General features: G+C 69.6%; 11 protein-coding genes and 1 pseudogene. 8 read left to right on the top strand and 4 right to left on the bottom strand.

Annotation, left to right across the window (positions count from 1 at the left end):
- Positions 1–308 precede the first annotated feature (308 nt).
- The 4 genes and pseudogenes from AB0I49_RS29455 (at position 309) to AB0I49_RS29440 (ending at position 3,408) form a co-directional block, all read left to right on the top strand.
- A complete protein-coding gene (locus AB0I49_RS29455; protein ID WP_363230155.1) occupies positions 309–1,178 on the top strand; it encodes a helix-turn-helix transcriptional regulator in 870 nt (289 codons plus the stop codon).
- A pseudogene (locus tag AB0I49_RS29450) lies at positions 1,175–1,620 on the top strand (aldo/keto reductase). The gene AB0I49_RS29455 and the pseudogene AB0I49_RS29450 overlap by 4 nt, the downstream one beginning before the upstream one ends.
- A gap of 127 nt (positions 1,621–1,747) precedes the next feature.
- Positions 1,748–2,524: an alpha/beta hydrolase gene (locus tag AB0I49_RS29445; protein WP_363230154.1), complete on the top strand. Its 777-nt coding sequence runs from the start codon at positions 1,748–1,750 to the stop codon at positions 2,522–2,524.
- A 677-nt stretch (positions 2,525–3,201) separates the two neighbouring features.
- Positions 3,202–3,408, top strand: coding sequence for a hypothetical protein (locus AB0I49_RS29440; protein WP_363230153.1), 207 nt, complete (start codon positions 3,202–3,204; stop codon positions 3,406–3,408).
- A 30-nt stretch (positions 3,409–3,438) separates the two neighbouring features.
- Here the strand turns inward: AB0I49_RS29440 and AB0I49_RS29435 are convergent, their stop codons facing one another.
- The 3 genes from AB0I49_RS29435 to AB0I49_RS29425 all read right to left on the bottom strand — a co-directional run bounded on the left by AB0I49_RS29435 (position 3,439) and on the right by AB0I49_RS29425 (position 7,308).
- Positions 3,439–4,611, bottom strand: coding sequence for a DUF6183 family protein (locus tag AB0I49_RS29435; RefSeq protein ID WP_363230152.1), 1,173 nt, complete (start codon positions 4,609–4,611; stop codon positions 3,439–3,441).
- A 148-nt stretch (positions 4,612–4,759) separates the two neighbouring features.
- A complete protein-coding gene (locus AB0I49_RS29430) occupies positions 4,760–5,746 on the bottom strand; it encodes an SDR family NAD(P)-dependent oxidoreductase (RefSeq protein WP_363230151.1) in 987 nt (328 codons plus the stop codon).
- A gap of 116 nt (positions 5,747–5,862) precedes the next feature.
- On the bottom strand, positions 5,863–7,308 hold the full coding sequence (locus tag AB0I49_RS29425; RefSeq protein ID WP_363230217.1) for a carotenoid oxygenase family protein: 1,446 nt from the start codon (positions 7,306–7,308) through the stop codon (positions 5,863–5,865).
- Positions 7,309–8,155: 847 nt separating this feature from the next.
- Here AB0I49_RS29425 and AB0I49_RS29420 point away from each other — a divergent pair.
- From AB0I49_RS29420 to AB0I49_RS29410, 3 genes are all read left to right on the top strand, one after another.
- On the top strand, positions 8,156–9,568 hold the full coding sequence (locus tag AB0I49_RS29420; protein ID WP_363230150.1) for a family 2B encapsulin nanocompartment shell protein: 1,413 nt from the start codon (positions 8,156–8,158) through the stop codon (positions 9,566–9,568).
- A gap of 241 nt (positions 9,569–9,809) precedes the next feature.
- Positions 9,810–11,117 (top strand): family 2 encapsulin nanocompartment cargo protein terpene cyclase, encoded by a 1,308-nt coding sequence (locus AB0I49_RS29415; protein ID WP_363230149.1) that lies wholly within the window; start codon positions 9,810–9,812, stop codon positions 11,115–11,117.
- Between the two features lie 3 nt (positions 11,118–11,120).
- Complete coding sequence (locus tag AB0I49_RS29410) at positions 11,121–12,017, top strand: geranyl diphosphate 2-C-methyltransferase (protein WP_363230148.1); 897 nt, start codon at positions 11,121–11,123, stop codon at positions 12,015–12,017.
- Positions 12,018–12,205: 188 nt separating this feature from the next.
- Here the strand turns inward: AB0I49_RS29410 and AB0I49_RS29405 are convergent, their stop codons facing one another.
- Positions 12,206–12,799: a 3'-5' exonuclease gene (locus AB0I49_RS29405; protein WP_363230147.1), complete on the bottom strand. Its 594-nt coding sequence runs from the start codon at positions 12,797–12,799 to the stop codon at positions 12,206–12,208.
- A 163-nt stretch (positions 12,800–12,962) separates the two neighbouring features.
- On the opposite strand from AB0I49_RS29405, the gene AB0I49_RS29400 reads away from it, so the two are divergent.
- A complete protein-coding gene (locus AB0I49_RS29400) occupies positions 12,963–13,796 on the top strand; it encodes a phytanoyl-CoA dioxygenase family protein (protein ID WP_363230146.1) in 834 nt (277 codons plus the stop codon).
- Positions 13,797–13,806 lie beyond the last annotated feature (10 nt).

Raw genomic sequence — 13,806 nt, 5'->3', positions numbered from 1 at the left:
CCGGGAAAGGGCGGCAGGGGGAGCCAGCGTGCGGTCGGCGGCGCGGTGACCTGTGGCAGCGCCAAACGCTACGAGGGCGGCCGCAGACGCGGGAGGGTGCGCTACGGCTACCCAGCCGTACTGGCCCGACTGCCGCCGCGCTTCGGTGGGGGAGTGGTACGGGCCCGGCTGCCGCACCCCGATGGGTCCGCGGGTAGGGGCGCGACTGCCGCCCCCCGGCGGGCTCCGGAATGCGGGCCCGGCCTGCGCATCCGGGTGGGTGCAGCGCACCCACGCCCCGGCGCCGGTCCGCGATTAGCGTGGCGGGCATGGAAAGCGAGAACGAACTCGGCGATTACCTCCGTGCCCGCCGCGCGGCGGTCGGGCCGGCGGACGTCGGACTGCCCGATGACGGGCCCCGACGGGTGCCGGGGCTGCGGCGCGACGAGGTGGCGCTGCTGGCCGGGATGAGCACCGATTACTACATCCGGCTGGAGCAGGGGCGCGAGCGGCGCCCGTCCGAGCAGGTGCTGCGGGCGATCGCCGGGGCGCTGCGGCTGGACGACGCGGCGGCCGCCCACCTCTTCCGGCTGGGCCTGTCCGTCTTCGGGACGGCGGCCGCCGCGACGACCGTTTCGCCGGCGTTGCTGCGGATGATGGACGGCATGCGTGATGTGCCGGCCTTCGTGGTCGGGTCGGCGCAGGACGTACTGGCGGCCAACGCGATGGCGCGCGAGCTGTACAGCGGATTCGCCCGTTACGACAACCTGCTGCGGATGATCTTCCTCGATCCCTTCGCGCGCGAGTTCTACGCCGACTGGGACCACGCCGCGCGTATCGCGGTGGGCAATCTTCGGGCGTCCTCGTCGCAGTTCCCGCAGGACGAGAGGATCGAGCGGGTCGTCGGCGAGCTGAGCGTGCGCAGCCCCGCCTTTACGGGCTTGTGGGCGCGCTACGAGGTCCGCCCCCGTACCCACGAGGACAAGCACTTCCGCCACCCGCGCGTGGGGGAGGTGCGCCTGCACTTCGAGGCGCTCGCCGTCACCAGCGCCCTCGGACAGCACCTGTCCGTCTACAGCGCGGACCCCGGCAGCGCCGACGCCGACGCCCTGGTCCTGCTCCGCCGGCTGTGCGAGCAGAAAGAGGAGGCATCGACAGGCCAGGCCACGTCCTCGAAGGAAGGAAATATCCGCTCATGAACGTCTCTCTGTCCGACGCCGCCGGCACCTCCGAGATCGCGGGCAAGAAGGTCGCCCGTCTCGGGTTCGGCGCCATGCGTCTGACCGGGCCCGGGATATCTCGGGGTACGGGGGGGGAACCCGATGACCGTGCGGAGTGCGTCCGCGTGGTGCGCCGCGCCGTCGAACTCGGCGTGCCGCTGATCGACACTGCCGACTCCTACGGCCCGTACGTGAGCCGGCCCGCCTCGGCGGCCCGGTCGACCACATCGCGGCCGCCCACCGTGCCATCCCGTCGCAGGTGGTGCCGGCCTGGCTGCTGGCACGCTCCGGAGTCGTCCTGCCGATCCCCGGTACGTCGAAGGTCGCGCACCTGGAGGAGAACCTGACCGCGGCGACCTTGCGGCTGAGCGACGCGGAAATAGCGGAAATAGACGAACTGACCGCCGCCGCCACGGCCTGACGACCGCCCCAGGAAGGCGGCCCCCCGCTCGTAGAAGCCCATAGCCCAAAGCGCTGCCCCCTTTCCCGCCCCCCGACTGCACTCACCCCCCTGTCTGCACCGAAGAAGAGAAGAAAAGACGCACACCATGCTGCTTCCCTCCGATGAGGCGGGCCGAGGCCGGCCCGTCGTCCTGCTGCACGCCCGTCCCACCGACCGCACCATGTGGGCCGCCCACCTTCCCCTGCTCGCCGACGCGGGCGTACGGGCCATCGCCCTGGACCTGCCCGGCCACGGTGACGCGCACGTACCCGCCGACCGTGCGGCGGCCCCCTGGACGGACGTGCTCGACACGCTCGACCACCTCGGGGTCGACCGCTTCGTCCTGGCCGGAAACTCCCTCGGCGCCCTGACGGCGCTCCAGGCCGCCGTCACGGCGCCCGAACGGGTCGAGGGCCTGGTGCTCGTCGGGTACCGGCCCCACGACCAGCCGGCCTCCCCGCGTCTGCAAGCCGCGTGGGACGCGGAAAGGACGGCACTCGCCGCCGGCGACCTGGACGCGGCGGTGGCAGCCGGCGTCGAGGCGTGGACCTCGGCCGGCGCGAACGACGACGTACGCGCCCACGCGGCACGTATGCTTCGCGCCCGACTCACCGAACAACTCGCCCACGGCGAGCCGCCACTGGCCCCGGACCCGCTCGGCGAAGGCACGGCGGCGCTGCGAGCCCTCGTCGCTCCCGCCCTGGTCGGCGTCGGTGAACACGACATGCCCGACTTCTTCGAGGGCGGCGAGGGACTGGCCCGCGACCTCGACGCAGGCCGGCCCGTGGTCATCCCCGCCGCAGGACACCTCGCGCCGCTGGAACAGCCTGAGGCGTTCTGCACCCTGCTACTGGACTTCGTCCGCCGCCTCCCGGAGCAGTAGCCCCGCCCTCTGTAAAGACCACCTCTCACGGCGCTGCGGCACCGCCTGCGAAGATATCTGCTCTGCTCTGCTCCGCTCTGTTCGCGAACTGGGCCAGGGTGTAGCGAGCGCCGGACGTCAGTGCCCCCGGCATTCGAAAGGAGGGCGCGCGTAATGACGGATGGTGTGCGTAATGCCAGAGCTGGCGAGGCAGGGGCCGAAGTGTTGAGGGAGCCCGCGTTGGAGCTTGTGTCGGACGACGATTCGCTGGGCGGTATGCGCCCGTTGCTGGAAGGGAGCGAGGCCGTCCTGGGGTACGAGCCTCAGGAGGGTTTCCCGGATCGTTGCTGGATTCTGCACGCCGTCTCCTTGGGAGGGAAGAGCGTCACCTGGGGCGACGTATTGGCGCGGGTCGGCAAGCGACTTGACGACTGGCCGCACACCCCTTCCTTCAGGGTTTTCGAGGGGCTGGACCTGCCCCTCGAAAACCTTGAAGGGCCGGGGGGGGGGAAATCGACCGTGGCAGTCTGGTCCGCCTGGTCGAAATCCTTTCCCGCCACAGCCTCTACGGAGCGCGGACACAGTGCTACTGGGCACAGGCGGCCATCGAGGACATCGGCCGGCCGGTTCAGGCACGCCGCGGCCGACTGGACGAGGCCATTGCCCACCACGACGCCTGCGCGTGGCCCGACCGGACCGTGGGGACCCAGTTCCCCGCGCACTGGTGGCCCCTGGAGGGTTCCTGGTTTGTTCTCAGTGACTGGGACCTGAGTGCGACCGAGGTCTTCGGCGCCCCGGCCCTGATCGCAGACCTCCTCGCCGATGACCGGCTGGACGCCGTGCGGCACCTCAGCATCGCCGAGGTTCAGGGCAACTCCGCGAAATGGCGCGAGCGGGCGAATTGAGCCCGCTGTGCATCTCGTCGCCTGCCGCGATCAGTCCGTGTCGGTGGCGGCCAGGACGGTGAGGCATCGGGCCCCCGGAGCGACGGAGGCCAGGCCGACGTCCCACGCCACGCCCTCGAACCACTTCGTGGCGGCCCCGAAGCTGTACCAGTCGCATGCCTGGGCGCTGCGCTCCACCTCGTCAGGCGCCGCTTCCGCGGGCGCTCCGGACAAGGCGGCGACGGAACGCCAGGCTGCCAGGCGTCCGTAGGCGCCGTACTCGCCGTTGTTGTACGCACCGCCGGTCGATGCCGCCGCGAAAAGGATGTGCCAGGCGTTTTCCGGGTGGCAGGCGGCGAGTGCCAGGCGTTTGCGCGGCCCGACCCCTCGCAGGCACTCCAGGTCCAGTGACACCAGTAGATCGGGCAGGCTCCCCGCCTCGACCGACTCGGCCAGGTCGTACGTCCGGGTCTCGCTGCGTCCGTTGGACTCCTCGGCCCAGTTGGCCACGGCGGCGGCAGCGGCCTCGCTGAATGCCTCCGTTGTCGTCTCGGTTGCCGGTGGAACGCGTGTGGCGTTGCTCAGCGTGGCCCCAGGGCCGTCCTGGGGCCCGTACGGCATCGAGTAGCTGCTCCCACCCACCGTGTAGCTTGGCAGGGGCGGAGCCTCTTCGAGCGCGGAGAGTTCGAGGGGAAGCCAGGCGAGCGGATGGTGGCGCCAGTGCGGTGATGTCGCCCATCTCTCGATCTCCGGCAGGTCCCCGAGCGCCACGCCTCTGAGCACCAGCTCGTGTACGAGGCAGCTGCGGAGTTCCTCCGAAGCGCCGGCGCGTGAGCTGCCGCCCGCGAAGACGACGGTCAGGTTTTCCGGGGCCTGGCCCGCGGCGAGCAACGACGCCGCATACCGGGCGGGCTTCCGCTTGGCGGACCCGGACCCGGACCCGGACGCGGGCCTTGCCCCGGCAGCGGACAGAAGTCGCAATGCCTGCTCGACGTGCCCCTGACCGGGGGTAGTGGTCAACAGGCGGAGCAGACGGTCGAAAACGCTCCCGTATTGCCAGACCTCAGCGGCGCGAGAGCCGTACCTGTTCGCCAGGGCAATGCCGAGGTCGGCCACGAATGCGGCGTCGCCTTCGGCGAGGCGGCTTTCAGCCGTGTTCCATACCTCGGTCACGTTCTTCAGGTCGGGCAGCCGCGCCACGATCTTCTGTATTCGGTCGCTCACGTCGTGTTCCTGTTGGGGGGCGATCAGGGCTGATCGGGACCGATCGGGTCGGATCGGTGGGTCGGGTAAACATATGGCGCGCGAGTGCCTTTATGCACGTCCTAATCGCTCTCTCCGCCCTTACCGCCCCTACCACCCCCTACCGCCCTTATGCGTCTCCGGACCTTCCGGCCGCGAAGGCGTCAAGGCCGGTCAGTTCGGCTGAGAGGGCCCACAGGCGGGCAGCCTGTTCGGGGTCGGACGCGTGGGGGGCCACACCGGTGAGCGGCGTGCCGTCGCCGTCGCCCGTAGCGGGCTCGGCGATGTCGCAGTCCTCGCAGTAGACGCCGCCGAGGCCCTTCAGGCGCGGGGAGGTGGCCGCCCACACCTGCGTCGCCGCACCCTGCTCGGGTGTCTTGAACGTGGGATCCACCAGATTGCCATGCTCGTCGATCCAGCCGGCGGCGATCATCTCCTGCGCGGAGAGGTGCCGCTGCAAGGGGGTGAGGATGCTGCCGGGGTGGAGCGAGAAGGCTCGTACGCCCGTGTGGCGGGCGAGTGCGTCCAGGTGCACGGCGAACAGTGCGTTGGCGGTCTTCGCCTGCCCGTACGCCTGCGTCTTGTCGTAGCCGCGCTCGAAGTGCACGTCGTCCCAGCGGATGCCCGAATAATGGTGGCCCGCGGAGGACACGGCGATCACACGGGCCCCGCCGCGCGCGATCGCCGGCCAGAGGCGGTTGACGAGGGCGTAGTGGCCGAGGTGGTTGACGGCGAACTGGGCCTCCCAGCCGGGCCCGACCCGCTGCTGGGGGCAGGCCATGATCCCGGCGTTGTTGATGACGATGTCGATGTCACGGCCCGAGGCGAGGAATCGCTCGGCGAAGGAGCGGACGCTGTCGAGGTCGGCGAGATCGAGTTCGTCGACCTCGGCCCCCGCGATGCCCTCGACCGTTTTCCGGGCCGTCTCGCGCCGTCGGGCAGGGACGACGACGGCGGCGCCGGCGTCGGAGAGCGCTCGTGTGGTCTCCAGACCCAGGCCCGAATAACCGCCGGTCACGATGGCGAGTTTCCCGGAGAGGTCGATGCCGCGCAGTACGTCTTCTGCGGTGCTCCGGACCCCGAACCCGGAAGCCACCTTGTGCTGAGGCGTAGTCATGAGCCGCACAGTACGAATTGGAGCGCGCTCCATGGCAAGGCGACCACCGCTCGTCCGCGGAGCGCCCGAACCGCCTCGCCGCTGGGTGACATTCGGAGGTGGAACATGTCGGCGGGCTACGGGGACGGGGGCGGGGCGGCCGGTTCGGATAGGCGTGCTGGTATCCAGTTGCCGTGGAAGCCTGCCGGTATGCGGACGGGCACATGGATCTCGGCGATCGGGTCGGCGTCGAGGTCGGCGGCGTCCAGGATGGCCAGGTAGCCGGTGCCACGGGCGCGGTCGTGGGCGAAGGTCATGAGGTAGCCGTCGTCCTCCCGGTCCGGGCCGGCGCCGGAGCGGGGGACGAAGACGGCTTCGCCGCAGGTGTGGCCGGTGGGGAAGCGGTGGGTACCGCGCAGGGCGCCGTGCGTCAGGTCGTACTTGTAGATCTCGGCGTGATCGGGTTCGGCGTCCAGGGTGAAGCTTGTGGTGTAGCCGTAGCGGTGCGGCAGTCCTATGCGGTCGTCGGCGATGCGGGGGTATTCGCTGGGGGTGTCGTCCAGTGGTGTCTCGGTTACGCGGCCGGTGGCCAGGTGGAGTACCCACTGGTGCAGGGCGGGCAGGCCGCCGTTCAGGTCCTGTGGTCCGTGGCGCCACAGGGTCGGGACGCGGGTGCCGGTCAGGGTGAGCGTCCCGTGGGATTCGAAGGCGTTCAGGGTGTGCCATACGTAGCAGGGAGCGATGTCGAACCACCGCACAGAGTCGTGCGGTCCGTCCTGTCCGCCCTGCCTGTCCTGTCCACCTTGCCCACCGCGCCCGGTCCGGGGCAGGACGCCGAACCGGGCGTGGTGGCTGTCCTCCCACCGCCAGGGCAGCCCGCCCGCCGCGGCCTGCTCGGCGTCGAAGACGACGGGCAGGTCCATGAAGACGACGTGCCGTGCGGTGATGGCGAAGTCGTGCATCATCGTGGCCCGCGGCACCTCCACGGTCTGTCGTTGTAGGACCTGCCCCGCCGAGTTGGCCCGGTAGTACGTCAGATACGGCGGCCGGACGCGGTAGCCGAAGAAGTGCAGCTCCCCGGTGAGCGGGCAGGTCTTGGGGTGGGCGGTCATGGGGGACTCCAACGCCCCGTCGAAGGTGAAGGCGTCGAGAGTCGCCAGGTCGGGGGTCACCTCGTAGGGGAAACCGCCTTCTTCGAGGGCGAAGAGCCGGCCGGCGTGGGCGATGAGGTGCGTGTTGGCCGTGGTGACGCGGTAGTCGAGCCGCGAGGTGACCGGGTCGAAGGCGAGGGCGAACCGGGACGCGCCGGGCTGCGCGTACAGCGGTGTACGGACGTAGCGGTTGCGATACCAGGTGGCCCGCCCGCCGGCCAGCGCAATGGTGTGGATCATGCCGTCACCGGCGAAGAAGTGCGGAGACCAACCGCTGCGCGGATTGGGCCCGTTACGGAAATACTGACCGCGCAGCTCCTCGGGAACCGCGCCGATCACCGCGCTCGGCTGACATGTGACCTCGGCCGAAACCGGCGCGTTGTTGCCCGACAGATGCAGGGGCGCACGGGAGCCGGATGGCTCCGAAGACATCATCATGGGCCGTCTCCTGCCATGAGGTGAGACCCCCAGCGTCCCCCAGCCCGCCCCCCGACGGCAGTCTTGAACTTTCCCCCGGCCTCAGCCGCACCCGCTGCGCCCCCCCCCGCATGCTGCCCGCGCCTGCCGCCTCTTCCAGGGGAGCGGCCGAGGGCGGCTACGTACTCACCGTCGGCCCCTGTTCCTCGTAGTAGCGCAGATACACCAGGGCTACCGCCGAGGCCCAGGGGAGCCCAGGGAAGTGATGAGCCGCTGCGGTCCCGTACAGCCGTTGTGTCTGTACCGAATGATTCGGCTACGGCGCGGCCGTCGGCCGCGCCGTCGACCGAGTTGAGCGTCGAAGGCCGGTGCACAGGTGGCTGAATTCGGCTTGATTCCCGTGCTTTCAGGTGCTTTCAGAGAAGGTGGGGTTCATGCCGTGCGGACCGGCGGTGACCTCTATATCGGAACGGGATAGCCCCAAGCCGCTACCCGACATGCCGTGTTCAAGGCCCTCCCTACGCCTGCTCGCGGGCTGCCGCCGTCGGATCATCCCGCCGGCGGCGGAGCGATGACGGAGATGCGGGAATGGCGTCCGGATGACCGTATGGGCTCGGGCGGATGGCTTAAAACTCGTCACCATTCGGATAAACATTTTGCAGGGCAAGATCACTGCATTGAGGTAACTCCCACGGCCTCGCCCGGCTGTCCGGGCACCGTGGCCGCTACGGTTCCCCGAGATCGGCGCGAATTCTCGCGGCAACAACTCACCCCAATGCCTAGGCCCCAGTCGGCTGCCCGAGTCGACGCCGCGTGCGTACGTCGTCCGTCGTCACCGCATCAACGAAGGAGAGCCCGCCCGATGTCCACTGAGACCAGCCTGGAACCGCTGATGGGTGCGCCCCGGCAGTCCAGTCTGAGCACCGAGGCCGCCCGCAACCTCGCCACCACGACCAAGACCGTTCCGCAGATGCAGGGGATCACCTCCCGGTGGCTGCTGCGGGCGCTTCCCTGGGTCGAGGTCAAGGGCGGCACCTACCGGGTGAACCGGCGGCTGACCCATACCGTCGGCGACGGGCGGATCGAGTTCGTACAGGAGGGCGGCGACGTCCGCGTCATCCCCCGTGAGCTGGGCGAACTTGCTCTGTTGCGCGGGTTCGAGGACGTCGAGGTGTTGACCGCGATCGCCGACCGGTGCGCGCGGCGCGACTTCCGCGCCGGGGAGACGCTGGTCGAGCGTGGCGCCTCCGCCGAGCAGATCCACCTGATCGCCCACGGCCGCGTCCGTCTGACCTCCGCCGGTGAGTACGACGACGAGGTCCGCGTCGCGGTGCTCGCCGACGGCGACCGGTTCGGCGACGACGCCCTCCTGGACGACAGCGCCAGTTGGGACCACACGGCCACCGCCGAGACCTCCGGCACCCTCCTGACCCTCTCCCGCGCCGACTTCGCCGCCGTACTGGCCGGGGCGCCGAACCTCCAAGCGCATATCGAGCAGTTCCGCGCGCTCGCCGACCGGCCGCAGAATCGTCACGGCGAGGCCGAGATCGCGATGTCGGCCGGGCACACCGGGGAAGTGGGACTGCCGAGCACCTTCGTCGACTACGAGCTCAAGCCGCGCGAGTACGAACTCTCCGTCGCCCAGACCGTTCTCCGCGTCCACACGCGGGTCGCCGATCTCTACAACGACCCGATGAACCAGACCGAGGAACAGCTCCGGCTCACCATCGAGGCGCTGCGCGAGCGCCAGGAGCACGAGCTGATCAACAACCGGGAGTTCGGCCTGCTCCACAACGCCGACTTCAAGCAGCGGATCCAGCCCCACTCCGGGCCGCCCACCCCGGACGACCTCGACGAACTGCTCAGCCGTCGCCGCGGCACCAAGGTCTTCCTCGCCCACCCGAAGGCGATCGCGGCCATCGGGCGCGGTTTCAACGAGCGCGGGCTCTACCCGACCCACGTCGACCTCGGCGGGCAGCAGGTACCAGCCTGGCGCGGGGTCCCGATCCTGCCGTGCAACAAGATCCCCGTCAGCGAGGAGGGGACCAGCTCGATCCTGGCCATGCGCACCGGCGAGGACAACCAGGGCGTCGTCGGACTGCACCAGACGGGTCTGCCGGAGGAGTACGAACCGGGCCTGTCGGTGCGCTTCATGGGCATCAGCGAGCAGGCCATCATCTCGTACCTGGTCAGCACCTACTACTCCGCCGCCATCCTGGTGCCCGACGCCCTCGGCGTGCTCGAGAACGTACAGATCGCTCGTACGGGCGGCTAACGGGTCCGTACGTATCTGTACGTAACGGGCCGCCTGTACGCAAAGAGTCGCCTGTACGTAGAGGGCCTGTACTTGCAGGGCCTCTACGTAGAGGGGCCGTACGGAAGCCCGTACGCAGAGGGGCTGTTCGTCGACGGCCCTACGTCAAGGCTCGCACGACAGCCGACGACGACCCGGAGTCCGCGCCCGGCGAGCATGCCCGGCGCCTGCGCAGCCCACCCACCTCATCAAGGAGCCACGGATGCCCGTTCCTGGGGTCTCCCTTCCTCCGCCCAGGCCGCCCGTCACCGCGGCCGGCCCCGGCGCCCAGCCCCAACCCAGAGCTCACCAGCCCCAACCCCACCTCGACGCCGCCGCCCCACCCGCCGCGCGACCGCCGCGCCCCACCCTGGAGCGGCTGCTCGGCGGACCCAACGGCCTGGGCACGGCCGGCCTGCGCCTGGCCCGGCGCGGGGAGCCGGCGGCGCCCGAAGCGCGACCGGAGGACGCGCCGGCGGCGGGCGACCCCGTCCTGGGCCTGGGCCGGCCGACGGCGGACGGCTCCGCTCCGGGCCTGTGTCCGCCGGCGGCAGGCGACGCGGTTCCGGGCCTCTACCACCACCCGGTGCCGGAGCCCGACCCGGTGCGGGTCGAGGAGGTCAGCCGCAGGATCAAGACATGGGCCGTGGACGAGGTCCAGACGGTCCCGCCGGAATGGGAGGACCAGTTCGACGGATTTTCCGTCGGCACGTACATGGTCGCCTGCCATCCGGACGCCCCCACCATCGACCACCTGATGATCGCCGCACGGCTGATGGTCGCCGAGAACGCGGTCGACGACTGCTACTGCGAGGACCACGGCGGCTCGCCCGTCGGCCTCGGCAGCCGCCTCCTGCTGGCCCACACGGCGCTCGACGCGCTGCACACGACGCCGGAGTACGAGCAGGAGTGGGCGAAGTCGCTCCAGTCGGACGCCCCCCGGCGTGCCTACCGCTCCGCCATGGACTACTTCTCCCGGCAGTCCACCCCTTCCCAGGCCGACCGGTTCCGCCACGACATGGCCCGGCTGCACCTGGGATACCTGGCGGAGGCCGCCTGGGCAGAGACGGGACACATGCCGGAGGTGTGGGAGTACCTGGCGATGCGTCAGTTCAACAACTTCCGCCCCTGCCCCACGATCACCGACACCGTCGGCGGCTACGAACTCCCGGCGGACCTGCACGCCCAGCCGGCCATGCAGCGGGTCATCGCGCTCGCCGGCAACGCGACCACGATCGTCAACGACCTGTACTCGTACACCAAGGAGCTCAAGAGTCCGGGTACGCACCTCAACCTGCCCGTAGTGATCGCACAGCGCGAGAACATCTCCGACCGCGATGCCTATCTGAAGGCGGTCGAGGTCCACAACGACCTCATGCACGCCTTCGAAGCCGAGGCCGCCGGCCTGGCCGCCGCCTGTCCCGTGCCGAGCGTGCTGCGCTTCCTGAGGGGCGTGGCCGTCTGGGTCGACGGCAACCACTACTGGCACCGGTCCAACACCTACCGCTACAGCCTGCCCGACTTCTGGTAAGAAATGGATACACGTGTGACCAGCATCGAGCACACCACCGCCCAGGGCGCCACCGCGTTCGTCCCCTCCCCGGCGTCGCCCTACCAGGGTGACATCGCCCGCTACTGGGACCAGGAGGCCAGGCCCGTGAACCTGCGCCTGGGCGACGTCGACGGCCTCTACCACCACCACTACGGCATCGGCGAGATCGACCGCGCCGCCCTCGGGGACACCGCCGACAGCGCGTACGAGAAGAAGCTGATCGCCGAGCTCCACCGCCTGGAGTCGGCGCAGGCCGGAGTCCTCATCGACCACCTCGGCCCCGTCGGCGGCGAGGCCGCGCTCGTCGACGCCGGCTGCGGCCGGGGCGGTTCGATGGTGATGGCCCACCAGCGCTTCGGCTGCCACGTCGACGGCGTCACCCTGTCGGCCAAGCAGGCCGACTTCGCCAACCGGCGCGCCCGCGAACTCCGCATCGACAGCCATGTGCGGGCGCGCGTGTGCAACATGCTCGACATGCCGTTCGGCACGGGCCAGATCCGCGCCTCGTGGAACAACGAGTCGACCATGTACGTCGATCTGCACGACCTCTTCGCCGAGCACTCCCGCATCCTGGAGATCGGCGGGCGCTACGTGACCATCACGGGCTGCTGGAACCCGCGCTACGGCCAGCCCTCGAAGTGGGTCTCCCAGATCAACGCGCACTTCGAGTGCAACATCCACTCCCGCCGCGAGTACATGCGCGCCATGGCCGACAACCGCCTCGTACCGCAGACCGTCGTCGACCTGACGGCCGCGACGCTGCCCTACTGGGAGCTGCGTGCCACGTCCTCCCTGGTCACCGGCATCGAGGAGGCGTTCATCAACTCCTACAAGGACGGTTCCTTCCAGTACCTCCTGATCGCGGCCGACCGGGTCTGAGGTCTGCCCCCCCACCTCTTGTGCGCGCCTTGTGCGCGAACGGGCCGTTGGCCCCGCCCCCGGACCGCGGGAGCAGGGCCGACGGCCTCGTGCCATGAGCTGCGAACAGCCTCTGAGCTGCGAACAACCTGCGGGCTACGGACAGGCCGTGGGCGACGAACAGCCCACGGGTTACGCCCCTCCGTGAGCTACAAGCACCCCACGGGCAGTTCAGCCCCGTGATGGCGCAGATGACCGATGGCGGCGGCGAAGGAGTGGCAGTCGAACAGCGCTGAATGCTCCCGTCCGGCAGCGGGCTTGGGCAGCCCCAGCACACTCCATAGGCGGCCCACATTCGACTGCGCAGTCTCCGGCGCCACGGTGTTCAGCCAAGGCCGGATGTTCACGAAGGCCGCGTCGAGAAAGCTGTTCTTGATCTCCTCTCCGCGTGCGCGCGCCCAGGCGATGTTCTCTCCCATCACCACCATGTCGTTGCCGTAGGACAGCACGGTCTGGCCCCGGCAGAACCCCAGGAATTCGCCCAGGGCCTGCGCCGCGGGGACGCCTTCCCTGTCGACGGTCTCCTGGGCGATGCCGGTGAGTTCGGTGAAGTAGGGGGACAGCCGGGCATTGACCGTAGGCGTCACCAGCGTCTCGTACTCCTCGACGACCGAGCAGTCCTCGCTCAGACGCAAGGCCCCGATCTGCACGATCTCGCGGAGTTGTCCTGGCTCCCCCCAATCGTGCTCCAGGGCTCCGGGCCACGATGTGAACTCAAGGTCGAATACAACGAAGGTAGACACCCCGGCACTCTCTCAATGATCGCGTGCGAGGACGGCCGCGTCACGGTATCTCCCGTACCTGTTAATGACCTGTACACACGACATTGACTTGTACAACGAAGAATGGCCGCACTGCTCTCACCGGAACGACCCGATCGAGCCCGTCTCAGTACAGGAGTTATCGGTGACCACAGCCCTTTTCCCGCCCGCGGAGTTAGCGGATCGTGTGGCCGACGACGGCTGGGCCGTCGCACGGCGGCGGCTCGACGCGGATGAGATTCACAGCGCCCGGACTCTGATCGCCGCGCACTTTCAAGCCGGCCACGGGGTGCGGCTGGACGGAGCGCGGGTGCAGCCGGCCGCGGCGCACTTCGTTCCCGGCCTGGCCTGGCTTTACGCACATCCCCAGGTCATCGACCTCGCCCGCGCTGCTCTCGGTACCCGGGACATCGTGTTCACCGGGCACAGCGACGCCCACCACGGTTTCACCCAAGGGTGGCACAAGGACAGCGGCAGTTTGGCTTCGGGCGATCCGCTCTCCGGCTACTTCGGCGAATCGGCGGCATCGCTGTTCCGGGACGCACCCGAGGTGGTGAAGGTGGGCATTTACCTCCAGGATTCGACGAGCGTCAATTGCCTGCGTGTCGACCCTGGTTCGCATCTGCGTCCGGATCTGAAACCTGTACGGCCCCGGCAGGTGCTGATGGACGCGGGCGATCTCGTGGTGTTCGATGTGCGGATCACTCACGCCGGCGCCATGGTTCCCGATCCGGACTCTCTGGAATCCCCGGACTTCGCGGGCTCTGCGGACACTCCGGATCTGGACGCGCTGCGCGAGCGAATATCCGCCTTCGTCACCTTCGGCCGGGACACGCAGCGCACAAAAGCCTTCGCCCGCGCGAACATGGCCCGCCAGAAAGGACAGATGGGCCTCGGCGAGGACACCACGGTGGCCGTGGACCACGGGCACGCGGCGCTTCTCGCGTCCCAGGGGGTGCGTACGTGGGAAGAAAACTGAATCCTCCGGG

It is taken from the genome of Streptomyces sp. NPDC050617, assembly GCF_040654795.1.
In the GTDB taxonomy this organism is placed as follows: Bacteria; Actinomycetota; Actinomycetes; order Streptomycetales; family Streptomycetaceae; genus Streptomyces.
Note: the sequence above shows the minus strand (reverse complement) of the source record. Positions and strands in the feature narration are given on the sequence as shown.